A 14,970-nucleotide genomic window follows, 5' to 3' on the forward strand; every position below is an offset into this window, starting at 1 on the left:
GATTACAACGGGTAACGTTTGATGCTAACCGTCATTTTACCACTATCATCAATTTTGTTCACATATACATAAGCGGCATACTTGCCATTTGCTGTTTGCATAAATGCACCGTCATCCTTACTGAATGTCAACGCATAATCAACTGCCGCGCCGAGATCCAAACTCTGGAAGTCAACATCGTCAATGTAAACATTGGGCGCTTCACCTTTCAGCTGTGCGTCACGTACATTGGCACGTTTTTCCATAGGGGTCTTATTGGTGGCTCCGGCAGGAACAATTCCTGCAATAGCAATGTATTTCGGGTCGGTACCTGGCGATACGAATGAATGCTTATAATCGTAGCCATTCAATTTGGCCTGATAAATGTAAATAAAGTCGATTTTGTTTGCCAGACTTTGGGTGGTTACTTCTTCTTTTGTATAAGCTTTCATGTCTTCAATAGAGAAATAACAGGCTCCTTCATTACCCAATTCAATGAGTCGTTTCATGTCCATCTTAGAAACAGGGTAAGACGGGGTACTGTAAGAAGCCTTGGCGCCTGTGCTGGAAGTTGATGAGAAAGTGAAAGAGATATTCTTTCCTTTAGCTTCTGCAGGTACCACGTATGCATAGCGTACAGTAGCAGCGATCAGTGATGCTTGGCTGGTACCGAAAGCCACTGCCGGATTCATATAGTGTTCATCTACTTTATCCATCATAGTGGCAGTAGATGTGGCACCATTCGTGGAAGCGTCCTTTACTGTTTGTACTGGAACATCATCCCCTGCCTGATACGTCACTCCATTTACCACCAGTTTGTTTCTTGCAGTGAACCAGGAGTTGAGCTCAAATCCTGTACCTTCGGCTCCTGAGATAGAAGCCCTTGCTTCGGCTTGACCCAACTGTCCCATCTGGGCACCCATGGCATAAGCGAACTCTATTTTTTCACCTGCGATAGCAGGAGCAACTGTCTTTTTAATCAGATCGTTTCTCAGCGTAGAATCATCGTCATCGCTACATGAAAAACAGGAAAGTGCAATGGCAGACAGCATTACATATTTCAGTAGTTTCATAAATAGTCTCCTTTTTTAAAGTTGATACTGTTTAAAATTATTCTCCCTGTAAAGCTACAGTAATAGTATAAGTCCTCTTCACCTGGCGGTTACCCGAAATAACCGTATATTCACGTGATTGACTAAAGTCGATCCATGAACCCATAGAAGGGGTTACAATGCAATCTTTAGCTACAGAACAGTGAGGTTTAACATGCTTCAGATTGGTTCCGAATTTGGCTACAGCTGTAACTATACCTTTCGTGGCATCTGTTTCTATATCCTGAATATTGGTTTCAACCAATACATTACGATCGTCCGGACCTCTCAACTCGAAGTTGGACATATAGCATTCTTCACTGTCGGTAATCAACAAATTGTTGTCATCCAACGGGGCGTCCCCGCAAGCTTGTATCAGGAGGCATACAAACAAAAGACTTAGTATTCTATATACACTTTTCATAAATGTTCGTTCTTGTTTTAAATAAGTATTGTTTTTCAAGCTGAGTATTAATACCATGGGGTATTTTGAGCCAACTTCGGATTACGGCTTCTTTCACCTTCCGGAATCTGATAAATATAGTATTTCTGGAAGTCGCGTTCGGAAGCATTTTTGAACTCGTCACGGAGTCTGGTTCCTTTAGTGTCATACAGCGTCTGCCCATCACTATTCGGTTCACCCCATATTTCGTTGACTTTTCTCCAGCGGCGGATGTCGAACGGACGATGCCCTTCGGTAGCTAATTCTACGATGCGTTCTTGCTCGATAGCCTTAAAGAACTCTTCTTTATTAGCATACTTACTTTCTTTCAATCCCGGCAGGTTGCCTCTGTTACGGATTTGGTTGATTAATCCTACTAATTCCTGTGATGGACCATCTGTTTCATTTACGGCTTCACAATACATCAGGTAGACGTCAGCAAGACGCATCAGATAGAAATCCTGAGGACCCTGTGTACGTTCGGCAATACCTACTTGGCGTACCCATTTACGGTAGATATAACCAGTCTGACTGCTGGCATCGTTATTGATAAAGCCTTTGGATTCTTCGCCTCTAACTCCAAACATCCAAGTCAGGCTATCACCAATGGACATGCCGTCCAGAGCTACCTTAATCATTTTCTCACCATTCCATAAGATAGTACTTCTCATACGCCAGTCACGATTTTCGTAACTTTTGCGGTTCCATGCGCCGTTTTCCTGATTTTCCTGATTGTTTAAGATTAACTCAGGTAAGAAATCTCCTGTAATAGTCGATTGATAACGGTTTACCAGGCGATTAGTCGGCATAATCCAGCATTGCGCATTGGCTGTAGAACGTGTTCCGAAATCACGTAATAAGCTTTCTCCTTGGCCGTCACCCAAGTTAGGACCTCCATATTGAAGAGAAAATATGATTTCCTGGCAATACTCATTGTCATATTGGAATAACTTCCAATAGTTGGGAGTCTGATACTCTCCCGGGTCACCATTGCCGAAAAGTTTCAGATCATAGTCATAGATCACTTTCTTGAAGTCGGCGGCAGCTCGTTTATAGTATTCCTGAGCTTCGCTTGTGCTTTGCTGGAAATCTTTCAGTTCCGGCCAACCGTTTTTCTTCCAAGATGCCCAGTAAAGCTCTATTTTACCTTTGAAAGCCAAAGCAGCTACTTGAGTTGCCCGTCCGGCCTCGCCACCACTTACGCTTGCAGGCAGTTTCTCGTAAGCATATTGCAAGTCTTGCAGAATATCATCCTTGATGGTTGCAATAGGAATACGTTCCAAAGAACAAGCTTCAGCATCTCCTGAGAGTACATGGCGATAGTAAGGCACATCACCCCAGTTCTCAATCAGGCGGAAGTAAGCTAATGCGCGAAGAAAATAGTTTTCAGCATTGATGCGTTCTAGAGAAGTCCGGGTGGTGGCATTCCCCTCTATTTCAATCATCCGCTCTATGTTCTGGATAGTAAAGTTAGCGCGGTTGATAGTTTTATAGGCATTGTTCCACATAGATGAAAATCCGCTTGTTACCCAGGCGGCAGGACTCCATCCCGTGATACTTCCGATACTTTTGCCACGGGTATTTTGAAATTCACCCTGTCCGTCGTAATAATAATCGGTAGCATACAAGTCACGGATAGCATTGTAGACCCCGTAAGTGGATGACAAAGCATCATCTGTGCTTTTCCAGAAGAGGTCTGAAGATACTTCTGTAGTCGGCTGTCTGTCCAGTAAATCACTTACGCAAGATGACATTGTTCCGACCAGTCCGGCAAATAATATATACTTAATGTATTTCATATTCGTTTTCTAATTTAAGGTGGTTATCAAAATTCAACATTAATACCGATAGAATAGGTTTTAACCAAAGGATAGAGGTCATTGGCATCCGATCTATTGTATTGCTGATTCCAACTACTGATAGATTTCTCCGGGTCAACACCTTTCCACGGGGTTATTGTGAAAACATTTTCTGCAGATAGATAAATACGGGCACGTTCAAATGAAATCTTTTTCAGTAACTTGGTTGGGATTGAATAACCTATCTGCAAGTTTTTCAGACGTACATAATTCATGTTTTCCGCCCAGAAAGTGCTTTCCGTTCTGTTATAGGAGCCTCCGCTACCTGTAACCAGCCTTGGCATGGAAGCATTACGATTATCCAATGACCAGGTGTCATTCCAGTGGAAACTCTGGAAAGCATAACGGTCGGAGGGTACACTTACATTATTAAGATCGTCCAACCACATGTCTGCGCGACCATAACTACCTTGGAACAATGCCTGGATATCGAAACCTTTATATCCTCCTGTCAGAGTGATGCCAAATTGTCCGAGTGGAGTTTCACGATACTTATCTTTCCATGCTTTTTTATCTTTATCATCGATTTGTCCGTCGCCATTCAGGTCTTTAATCAGGATGTCACCGGGTGCGGTATAGTTACCTTGATAGGGAGCATTATAGATCTGGTTCCAAGATTGTACCAATCCGGGGTAGGCCTCATAAATATACAGGAAGTGATAAGGCATGTTTAATGCTGTCCAACCTCTGTCAAGATGATCACCCCATTCTTCCAGTTTGTTCACATTGTAAGAAGCATTCACGTTGATGCTGTAATCCAATTTTCCAACTTTGGAACGCCAAGTAATATTGGCTTCAATACCACGATTGCGCAAGTCGGCGATATTTACACGGGGTGCGTCATATCCGGAAAGGATAGAAGAAATGCTGGAGCCACGAATCATACCGGTGGTGAAACGATCGTACCAATCAAGTTCAGCCGTCAGTTGGTTGTTGAATAAACCAAGGTCCAGACCCACATTGATGACACGTGTTGATTCCCAGGAAAGATCCTGGTTGATCATTTTACTGGCACTGAATCCTTGTACTAGCTTACCATTCATGATGTAATTAGTCGTTTTCATCGTTTCCTTTTGTTCATAACGGCCTACACCGGAGTTATTACCCAATGTACCGTAAGAAGCACGGAACTTGGCATTGCTGATAACTTTCTTCAGTGGTGCGAAGAATGTTTCTTCAGAAATACGCCAGCCGATTGCTCCTGAGGGGAAGAAACCCCACTGATGCCCTTTGGCAAAACGGGAAGAACCATCCGAACGGAAATTGAATTCAAACAAATATTTGTCGAACATTGCGTAATTAACGCGACCGATAAAAGAACGTAAGCCTTCTGATTCGGATCTACCCCAGTTGGTTTGTTGTGCAGCTGAGGCTGCATTCAGTTCTTCGAGGCTTGAATGGAGTCTGTCTTTTCTCCAGGCGCCGAGTTGACGATCAGACCAGAATTCTTCAGCAGCATTGAACATTACAGTGATGTGATGTCCCGGAGCGATTTCACGGTCATAGCTGATTCTACCTTGGAATAATGTTTTATACCCTTCATAATTAGAGTCGGTAATACCATCTCCTCCGTTGTCCGGCATTTCACGGGCTACCGTATTACTCTGGAAATTCCATTGTTTTAAAGGATTCTGAACAGCTTTTGAGAATTGATTGTAATATCTCAATGCATAGCTTACATTCAGTTTCAGGCCTTTCAGAGGTTCCCATTCCGCATAAGCATTTCCATTGAATTCCTTGCGGGAGGTAGTTGTACGGTATGCTTCATATTCGGCAGCTACGTTACCGGCAGCAGAGTTTTCACCATAAGCCATGGCACCACCATATTCGCCCGTTTCAGGATGCTTGTTCAATATACCAGATACTGCATATTTCAAACCGGCATTTTCCAAACCACTTCCACGGGGAGCAGTTGTTTCGGACCATTGGCCGTCTGACTTCATACCGATTTTAAAGTTGTCCCGAATTTTATAATCCAGGTTGAAACGCATATTGTAGCGGCTGTAGTCATTATGAATCTGCAATCCTTTCTGATCCATAATACCGATTGATGCGTAGAAATTCATTTTGTCCGAACCACCTGAAGCCGAAATAGTCTGGTTGAGTGTACCACCTGTGCGGAACATCTCATCAAATTGGTCGGTGTTGGGAAACAGAATAGGGTCCACCATACTCATGGCCATCCATTGCTCCACTGTTCCTTGGCGGAAGTTGGTTGAACTGTTTCCTGTGCCGGCAGCCCGCATGTGCATAGTTAGTGCGCGAGAGTAGTCATTCATGTAGTCGTAGAACTCTACCGGGCTTGCCCAGGCATAAGAACCATTATAAGTAATCTTTGCCTTACTCTGTCCCAGACCGTTTTTGGTGGTAATCAGAATAACACCATTAGCAGCACGCGAACCGTAAACGGCTGATGAAGCAGCATCTTTCAATACGGAAATGCTTTCGATATCATTCATATTGATACGGTTGATGTCAACATCAGGCATACCATCCACTACAATGAGCGGGTCGGAGTTATTGATAGAACCTAAACCGCGCACTTTCAGTGATGCTCCATCGGAACCTGCAAACCCAGTAGATTGGTTTACCACCAATCCCGGCACTAAACCGGAAAGCCCGGAGGATACATTGGAAATGGAACGGCTGGCAATTGCTTCATCAATCTTCACTGCTGATACCGACCCGGTCAGGTTAACCTTTTTCTGGGTACCATAACCAATCACTATAACTTCGTCCAATGCTTGTGAGTCTTCGTTGAGGGTTACAACGATATTTGTTTTGCCTTTCAGGGCAACCTCTTGTGTAGTGTATCCGATGAAGGATATCACAAGAGTGGCATTTGTTGAGGCATCAATGCTAAAATGACCGTCAATGTCTGTGATAGTACCACCTGTACCTCCTTTGATGGTGACATTAGCGCCGATAATCGTTTCTCCTGTGTTATCTTTTACCGTACCGGTAATCTTGGCTTGCTGTGCCGAGACGCTTCCGATACCAATAAAGACTAATAGGAATACCAAAAAATGTTTCATATAGCTTAAATTTAAATGAATAATAAAAGGTTAATTTCATGTAAGAACTGAGGGCTTTTACTTCTTAAGGTGGAAGTGGATTTATATGCCCCTCTTTAAGATGTGTGATTCATAAGTATTACTTCATAGGCGTCCTTTCTCTTTTAATGGTTAATATGCTTTTCTAAATCGTTTTATAAAGTGATGGCAAATATATCGGTCTTTCATACTCGCATTGGAAATATGGCTACATCTTAGCTACATCAGTATTGCTTGCTGACTACATCAATACTTTCTCTGCGTAAAATTAATGTATTGATTATTAATTATATAAATGGATGTTTTGAGTTTAAAAGACTACTTCTCTTTTTCTCAAAGAATAGAGTGTTATTCATCAGAAAGATCTTATCTTTGCTTCTACGAAACCAAAAGTTGACCGCTATGAAACTAAAGACGTATGCTACATTCTTTTTTCTTCTCTTATTGTGCTCATCATTGAGTGCCGGTTGGCAACGGCCGATAACAAACTATACACGCCATGCTTATAAAGCCGGTAATCAGAATTGGGGGTTACACCAACATGAAAATGGCTGGATGTATGTGGCCAATACCAATGGACTGTTGGAGTTTGATGGCGCTGGATGGAATCTTTATCCCATGCATAATGTAAAAGCCCGTGCTATGAAAATAGGAAATGACGGACGGATTTACATCGGTGGAATCGGTCGTTTTGGCTATTTTACTCCGAATCGTTTGGGAGGGTTAGATTATACTTGTCTTTCGGATAGTTTGCCTCCTAACTCTTCTATAGGTGTTATCTGGAATATTCTGCAGGATAAAAACCGAATCTGTTTTCAGTCGGATCGTAGCTTGTTTTATTGGGAAAATGACCATTTGGAGTATCTGGAATGTAGCGGTGAAATATATACTTCTTCTATCGTATACAATAAATTTTATATAGGCGCTGCCGAAGGATTACTCATTCTTGATGGGAAAGACTTCACTGTAGTACCCGGTTCGGAGATATTGGGAAGAATTTCCAGTTTGTTACCTTATAACGGTAAGGTTCTGATAGCTACCCGCTATAACGGACTCTTTACTTATGATGGTAAAAAGATCGAGAAATATACTTGTGCGGCAGATGAGTTCATGAAGAAAAACCGTGTGTTTTGTGCAGCTCTTAATCATTCTTTGTTGGCCATAGGCTCTGTACAAGACGGGGTGTGCTTATTGAATCTTGAAAAAAATGAGATCGATGTCATATCTATTAGTAGCGGATTACAGAATAAAACAGTGCTTAGTATGGCTTTTGATACACAGGAAAATCTTTGGTTAGGACTGGATAATGGAATTGACTATATTCATTTGAATTCTCGTATATCCTCTTTATATGGCAACAAGCCGGTTATAGGTTCGGGATACACTTCTTATCTCTATCGGGATAAACTATATTTAGGAACCAACCAGGGACTGTATTATACCGTGCCTTCTGTAGATTTGAATCAGACGATACCAATGGAGTTTATTCCTGGTACGGGTGGTCAGGTGTGGTCGTTTCTGAATCATGATGATAAGCTGTTCTGTGCTTCGGATAATGGCATTTTTGTAATAGATGGTGCTAATGTGGAACATCTGGATGGCTTGAGGGGGACGCGTCTGCTCGTATCTCTCAGCCACCGACCGGATGTGTTGATTGTGGGAACATATGGCAAATATAGCGGACTACATTTGTTGCAGAAGGAATCCGGAAAGTGGAAAGTAGCCGGCCGGCTTCGGAACTTTACCTATTCTGCAAAAAGTCTTTTGGCTGAGAAAACAGGTAATGTATTATGGATTACTAATAAGGATAGAGGTGTCTGTCGCCTTCAACTGTCTGATGACTTGAAAGAAGTCATAAATTTGAAGAACTATAATAACCATTCTTTTCCTACGGGATATGATGCTTGCCTGGCTCAGATAAACAATGAAACCGTAGTGGTGTCACACTATGGCTTATGGCGTTATAATCAGGTTACGGATAGCTTGGAAGAGTATTCGGAGCTGGAATCTTTATTGGATGGGAAGACTTCCTATACTTATCTTACTACAGATATTTCGCATAATATGTGGTATGTAGTGGGCGGAGCATTGAAACTGTTGCGCTATGATGCCATGAAAAATACTTATTATAAGAATCCTCATGAGTCTTTTCTGAAAGGTTCGTTGATTGAAAATAATGAGAGTGTAAATATATGTGATGATCAGGCGGTAGTAGGCACAGAAGAAGGTTTCTCATTGGTAAGTCTTTCTCCGGTTACTACGGATGTTACGCCATTGTCTTTGCAGATTCGTCGGGTATATCTGACCGGACAACGTGACTCGTTGATCTATGGGCGTAGTTACCGGTATGATGATTCACCGGTGATTATTCCTTATCATCACAACTCTCTTCGTATTCAGTACAATGTGAATACCTATGATCCTTCCCAGGCATCCCTTTATTCATTCCGCCTCAGTAATGGTAGTGATAAAGGTCAATGGAGTGAGTATAGCGAGAATAGCGTGAAGGAATTTACAGGTTTGCACGAAGGGAAATATGTATTTAGTGTAAAGCTGATGACAGATAAAGATCAGGAACCGGTGATTACGAGTTTTGCTTTTGAGGTATTGCCTCCCTGGTATCGTGCATGGTGGAGTTATCTGATCTATGCTGTCATGTTAAGTGGCTTGCTCTACTATATATATTATCGTATTGCCGATAGCCGCAAGCGCTTGCTGATGCAGAAAGAACTGGAACTTTATCGTCAGAAACAAGAGTTTAAGAAAGAAAGCGAACTGAAAGATAAGAAGATAGATATCCTGAAAGAAGAAAACCTGCAGTCAGAATTACGTTATAAATCGGAGGAACTGATTCGTACCACTTTGAATATTGTGCGCAAGAATGAAATCTTATTGGATATCAAGAGGGAAGTGCTGGGTATTTCTCATTCCATCAGTGAGGAGAATCTTGTATCCCTTCGCCGGAAGACACTCCGGTTGTTGGGGCAGATCGATACGAATATTGAGCATGATGACGATTTGCAAGCATTTCAAAGTACTTTCGACTCTGTACATCATGATTTCTTCCGTAAACTGGAAAAGGCATATCCGGAACTGAATAACAAAGATAAGTTGCTTTGTGCTTATATTCAGATGAATTTGCTGTCTAAGGAAATAGCTCCACTCCTGAATATCTCTTTGCGAGGGGTAGAGATTAGCCGTTACCGTTTGCGTAAGAAGCTGGGAGTGGAAGAAGGGGAGAACCTTGCAGAATTCCTACAGAAATTCTCAAAATGAACGTTGCAATATCAGTAAACTCTCCGGTCCCATATTAAACAGTAAATCGACGATGCTGAGATTAGGCAGAAAGCCGATTCGTTCTTGGAAGACCTGATAATAAGGCTGGACAATGAAGTCCGGGTCTTCCTCTTTATAATCTTTCTTCGGATGAATTCGTTCGCGAAAATCATCTTCGTCGGGTGTAAAGTCGATCTTGTACATATTGGTACGCTCCATGTCCGGCTGTATATCTATCAGTGAACAGAGAAGACGGCATAATTCTTCGTTGAAATCGATTAAAAACTCATGTTTCTTCTCATAGAAAGGCTGGAAATCATCTTTGTAGTATTCAAAGAAAGGAGTATGATTGTAAGCGGATGAAAGAGCATTCCAATGCAGGTGCCGCCAGTTACCATGATCGGAGATACGGATGTCTTTTAGTGGACATTTCAAGGTGTCGGGCTTGACGGTAGGGATGGAAAGCACCAATTCACCGTCCGGTGCTGCAATGGTACAGCGGTTGCGGTAGGTCTGTTTCACATAATGGTCGTGCTGCTCGATAAAGACCTTGTCATAAGCCAGTAACTTGGCATAATATTCTATGGGTGCCAGATAGGCGGAAGAAAGATATACGGTTTTCATTTTGAATTCATTCTTTGGTTAGTTCTCTTACGATTTCTCCTTTTTCTATTGTACAGGACTGAAAAAACGTTTCCAGCGATATCCCCCGAACAGCCCGGTGTCGCTCTCCTTGGAAAACCAGATGAGCGAGGCTTTGCCGATAATGTGATCTTTAGGGACAAAGCCAAACAGGCGGGAATCAGAGAGATTGATGGAGTTATTAGCACTTACCCAGTAATAATCCTTGGTAAAGTAGCAATGTTGCACAGGTTTACCTTCTATATATAAGGTATCGTTTTTAATCTCGGCTTGTTTATTCTCATGCAACACCAAGGTATTGCGTAGCAGAGTCCGGTTCCACGGATATACACGTACGGCTTTTCCCTTACCGGGAACAATCAGCGGACGTAAGGCCTCTATGGAGTCTTTTTTATCCAGTAGTTTTATCCAGCAGTTTCCGTTCATGGCTTGTTCCAGCAGATAATATTCGTAACGGCTGAAACTACGTACATTCTTTATGCTATCCTGTCCCATCAGGCAATTATCACAAATGGAAAGAAGAGTGAGTAATGAATCAAGCTGCTTCTCCTTTTTCCGGGGATAGGCGTACAGGAACTTCTGGTCGGGAGCATTCTTCTCCGATGGAATGACGGAAAACAGGGAGTCTATCAGCAACGTATCTCCCGGTACACCGATACAACGGCTGATGAATACCTCACGTCGGGAAATGACAGACTCTGAAAGATTAGCCGGATTGTTGAAGACGATAATGTCTTCCTTTTCTACGGGACTGTCTCCCCAGCGATGATAATTCCACAACGCCATGAGGGGAAGGCGCAGCCCATAGCTCCATTTATTTACCAGAATACGTTCTCCTTGAAACAGGGAGTTCTCCATACCCGATGAGGGAATAAGGTAGGAAGTCATAACGCAACCCCGGAGTAACACTACAACGAGTATTATTCCGATGATTGCTCCCGTTATCTTCCATGCCTTTTTCATTTCAGGCGCTTACTTTACCCACTTAAATATCCGGTTCCAACGGATTTTACCGTCAAACCAGCCGCGATCCTTATCGAGTGACAGCCAAACTACAATCGGCTTGCCTACGATATGATCTTCCGGAACGAATCCCCAGGAACGGGCATCGGCAGAGTTGTGGCGATTATCACCCATCATCCAGTAATAGTCCATCTTGAAGGTATATTCGTCTGTCTTTTTACCATTGATGTAGATACCGTCCTCTTTTACTTCCAGCGTATTGCCTTCGTATGCTCTGATAGGACGTTCGTAGATAGGCAGATTATCCTCGGTCAGTTTGATGGTAGCCCCCTTCTTCGGTATCCAGATTGGACCGTAGTTATTGCGATCCCACTTTGTGTAGAGATTCAGCGGATACATCTGACCGGTGAATATTTCCGGTTCCATGACGATACGGCTGACCAGTTTCTTATTAGCCGATAGCGTTTCAAACATTTTCTTTGTCAACGGCAGATCGTAGGTAGGAGCCAGGCGTCCTTGTGCATCACGGTGAGTTAATCCCATCTCCATCAACAGGCTTTCGTTAGTAACCATTGCCTGATCGTCCTTGCTGATGCCCAGTTCGCGGAACATATCTTCTGTGATGTACGGACCTGTGGTCTGTACCAGATAGTTGAGCTGCATGTCTTCCGGATTTTCAAGAGGCTTCCCGTCGATATAAACTTGGGCATCCCTGATTTCAAGCGTATCTCCCGGCAATCCGACGCAACGCTTTACATAGTTTTCGCGGCGGTCTACAGGGCGGACTACAACGTCACCATACATTTTAGGATTGGAAAGTATCAGGTTTCTTCCGGCATTGTAGTACAAATCGTAAACGGCACGTTGTTGCTTACGCGTCAGACTGTCCATATTTACGGGATTCGGATACATCCGCTGCCCTTCGTTGTAGGCGAGAGAATAAAAGTCCGTTTGCTGATAGTTGGTGGCTACGGTATCTCCCGCAGGGAAATTGAAGACTACGATATCGTTCCGTTTTACTTTACCCAGACCAGGAACACGTTTGTAGTCCCATTGGGGCCACTCTATGTACGATTTAGTATTTACCAGTGGCAGGGTGTGCTGAGCCAGCGGCATGGACAATGGTGTATTGGGCACGCGTGGACCGTAGCTTAATTTGCTGACGTAGAGGTAATCGCCTACCAACAATGATTTCTCCAGTGAAGAAGAAGGTATCTGGTAATTCTGGAATACATAGATATTGACGAAGTAAACAGCTACCAGTGCAAACACGATAGCGTCTATCCAACTCATCACGCTGCGTACAGCCGGGTTCTCTGATTTTTTCCAGAAGCCCCAAGGGATTTTTTTGCTGATGTAAATGTCGAAGATAAAAGGTACGACGATCAATCCCAGCCAGCTTTTCACCCATATCAGGAAAGCGAGGTAAAGTACGGTGACGATTGCGAATTTAACCCATTGGGCGCGAGTTGCTTTTCTCATTTTAGCTTGTTGTTTATGGTCTGTTTATTATTTCAGGAAAGGGAACAAGTCGCTCATTCCCAGATAACCTTCCTTATTGGCAGTAAATTCGGCGGCAAGTACGGCCCCCAGCGCAAAACCTTTGCGGTTCTTGGCATCGTGCGTAAGTATGATGCTGTCTGCTTCCGACTCATAACGGATTACGTGGATACCCGGTACTTCACCTTCGCGGATAGAGCTGACAGGTAGTTCATTGGCGGCACATTCGGCAGAGCCGGAAACACTTCCATCCGGTGCCTGCATGGTTCCTTTCACCCAGCGTTCTTTACGGTCCAGGTTTTCCAGGATCTCTTCGGCAAGCGTGATGGCTGTACCGCTTGGTGCGTCCAGTTTATGGATGTGATGTGTTTCACTCATCGTCACGTCGTAGGCAGGAAACTGGTTCATAATCTTTGCCAGATACTTATTCACGGCAGAGAAGATAGTCACGCCCAAGCTGAAATTGGATGCCCAGAACAGCGTTTTGCCTCCTTGGGTACAAAGTTTTTTGATTTCCTCACCGTGTTTGTCCATCCATCCGGTACTGCCGGAAACCAACTTCACTCCGGCTTCGAAGGTTTTTATATAATTGGAGTAGGCTACCATAGGATTTGTGAATTCTATGGCAACGTCTGCGCTCTTGAAAGCGTCCGAGTTAAAATCCTCCTGGTTGTTTACGTCGATGATGCTGACAATCTCGTGTCCGCGACTGAGGGCAATCTTTTCGATTTCCTTACCCATTTTACCGTAACCGATTAATGCTATTTTCATTTTTTCTTCTGATTAAATTCACTTTATCAACGTTCTATAGGTCGCAAAGATAATCTTTTTCTTACATTTGTTGCGTACATTAACTTCTTGTTAACAATGGAACTACTATTGCATTATGTGTGGAAGCATAAAATCTTTCCGTTAAAGATGCTCCAGACTACTACCGGCGAACCGGTTGAAGTGATAAATGCCGGACTACCGAACACAAACGCAGGCCCCGACTTCTTCAATGCCAAACTAAAAATCGGCGGTACCCTTTGGGTGGGAAACATCGAAGTGCATACATTGGCATCCGACTGGATGAGGCATGGTCACGATAAAGATGCGGCCTATGACAATGTCATTCTGCACGTAGCGGAAACAGTGGATTGTGAGGTGTTTCGCGCAAATGGAGTACCGGTGCCACAACTGCAACTACCCTGTCCTGACCCCGTCCGTCAGCGTTATGATGAACTGAGCCATGCGGAAATCTATCCTCCTTGTTATTCTATATTGTCTTCTCTTCCGAAACTGACAGTCCATTCCTGGCTTTCCGCTTTGCAGGTGGAACGTTTCGAGCAGAAAGCGCGTGTGATTGCCACCCGGTTGGAGCGATGCAATAATCATTGGGAAGATGTGTTCTTTATCACTTTAGCTCGTAACTTTGGTTTCGGTCTGAATGGAGATGCTTTTGAAGCATGGGCCAGCCGTCTGCCTTTTCGTGCGATAGATAAGCACCGGGATGATCTTTTCCAGGTAGAAGCCTTCTTTTTTGGACAAGCCGGATTGCTGGATGAGGAACTACCGGATGCGGACGGGTATTATCTGAAGTTGCAGAAGGAATTTCGCTACTTGCAGCATAAGTTTGAACTATCAGTTCCGATGACCGCCACTCAATGGCGTTTTCTCCGTTTGCGTCCCGGCAATTTTCCCCATGTCCGCCTGGCGCAGTTGGCAAATCTATATTATAAAGAACGGTCTTTATTCTCACGTATTATGGAAGCGGATACGCTGGAGGCTGTCCGGAAACTACTGACTGTCACTACCTCTCCGTATTGGGAAGAGCATTTCAATTTCCGGAAAGTATCTTCCTCCCGTGAAAAGCAAGTGGGGAAGAATGCTCAGAACCTGATTATTATCAATACTGTTATTCCTTTCTTGTACGCCTATGGTCTGCATAAAGCCGATGAGCTGCTTTGCGAACGGGCTACGGGGTTTCTTGAAAGTCTGAAAGCGGAAGATAATCATATCATCCGCCACTGGAGTGGGGCAGGGCTACCTGTATCTACTGCTGCTGATTCGCAGGCTTTGTTGCAGCTTCAGAAAGAGTATTGCGATAAGAAAGACTGTTTGCGCTGCCGCTTTGGGTTTGAGTATCTGAGACAGAAATAAGAGGGTTCTGTTCTTTCAGTTCC

The 14,970-nt window shown here is 43.5% G+C and carries 10 protein-coding genes; 2 read left to right on the forward strand and 8 right to left on the reverse strand.

Annotated elements, in window-relative coordinates; translation table 11 throughout:
- Window positions 1-2 precede the first annotated feature (2 nt).
- The 4 genes from BACINT_RS06140 to BACINT_RS06155 are packed head-to-tail and all read right to left on the reverse strand — an operon-like array spanning window position 3 to window position 6,406.
- Complete coding sequence (locus BACINT_RS06140; RefSeq protein ID WP_007661429.1) at window positions 3-1,052, reverse strand: DUF4466 family protein; 1,050 nt, start codon at window positions 1,050-1,052, stop codon at window positions 3-5.
- A 37-nt stretch (window positions 1,053-1,089) separates the two neighbouring features.
- Window positions 1,090-1,494 carry a hypothetical protein gene (locus BACINT_RS06145; RefSeq protein WP_021967871.1) on the reverse strand — a complete coding sequence of 135 codons (405 nt, stop codon included), beginning with the start codon at window positions 1,492-1,494 and terminating at the stop codon, window positions 1,090-1,092.
- A gap of 47 nt (window positions 1,495-1,541) precedes the next feature.
- Window positions 1,542-3,311, reverse strand: coding sequence for a RagB/SusD family nutrient uptake outer membrane protein (locus BACINT_RS06150; protein WP_007661431.1), 1,770 nt, complete (start codon window positions 3,309-3,311; stop codon window positions 1,542-1,544).
- A 26-nt stretch (window positions 3,312-3,337) separates the two neighbouring features.
- Window positions 3,338-6,406 carry a SusC/RagA family TonB-linked outer membrane protein gene (locus BACINT_RS06155; RefSeq protein WP_007661432.1) on the reverse strand — a complete coding sequence of 1,023 codons (3,069 nt, stop codon included), beginning with the start codon at window positions 6,404-6,406 and terminating at the stop codon, window positions 3,338-3,340.
- A 420-nt stretch (window positions 6,407-6,826) separates the two neighbouring features.
- On the opposite strand from BACINT_RS06155, the gene BACINT_RS06160 reads away from it, so the two are divergent.
- Window positions 6,827-9,700, forward strand: coding sequence for a ligand-binding sensor domain-containing protein (locus BACINT_RS06160; RefSeq protein ID WP_007661433.1), 2,874 nt, complete (start codon window positions 6,827-6,829; stop codon window positions 9,698-9,700).
- Here BACINT_RS06160 and BACINT_RS06165 read toward each other — a convergent pair.
- The 4 genes from BACINT_RS06165 to dapB are packed head-to-tail and all read right to left on the reverse strand — an operon-like array spanning window position 9,692 to window position 13,576.
- Window positions 9,692-10,324: a WbqC family protein gene (locus tag BACINT_RS06165; RefSeq protein ID WP_007661434.1), complete on the reverse strand. Its 633-nt coding sequence runs from the start codon at window positions 10,322-10,324 to the stop codon at window positions 9,692-9,694. The genes BACINT_RS06160 and BACINT_RS06165 overlap by 9 nt on opposite strands.
- A gap of 45 nt (window positions 10,325-10,369) precedes the next feature.
- A complete protein-coding gene (gene lepB, locus BACINT_RS06170) occupies window positions 10,370-11,305 on the reverse strand; it encodes a signal peptidase I (RefSeq protein WP_007661440.1) in 936 nt (311 codons plus the stop codon).
- A 9-nt stretch (window positions 11,306-11,314) separates the two neighbouring features.
- Window positions 11,315-12,787, reverse strand: a complete 1,473-nt coding sequence (gene lepB / locus BACINT_RS06175; RefSeq protein WP_007661441.1) for a signal peptidase I — start codon at window positions 12,785-12,787, stop codon at window positions 11,315-11,317.
- Window positions 12,788-12,814: 27 nt separating this feature from the next.
- Window positions 12,815-13,576: a 4-hydroxy-tetrahydrodipicolinate reductase gene (dapB, locus tag BACINT_RS06180; RefSeq protein ID WP_007661442.1), complete on the reverse strand. Its 762-nt coding sequence runs from the start codon at window positions 13,574-13,576 to the stop codon at window positions 12,815-12,817.
- 96 nt (window positions 13,577-13,672) lie between these two features.
- On the opposite strand from dapB, the gene BACINT_RS06185 reads away from it, so the two are divergent.
- Window positions 13,673-14,947, forward strand: a complete 1,275-nt coding sequence (locus tag BACINT_RS06185) for a DUF2851 family protein (protein ID WP_007661443.1) — start codon at window positions 13,673-13,675, stop codon at window positions 14,945-14,947.
- The last annotated feature ends 23 nt before the right edge of the window (window positions 14,948-14,970 follow it).

The organism is Bacteroides intestinalis DSM 17393 (assembly GCF_000172175.1).
Taxonomy (GTDB): domain Bacteria; phylum Bacteroidota; class Bacteroidia; order Bacteroidales; family Bacteroidaceae; genus Bacteroides; species Bacteroides intestinalis.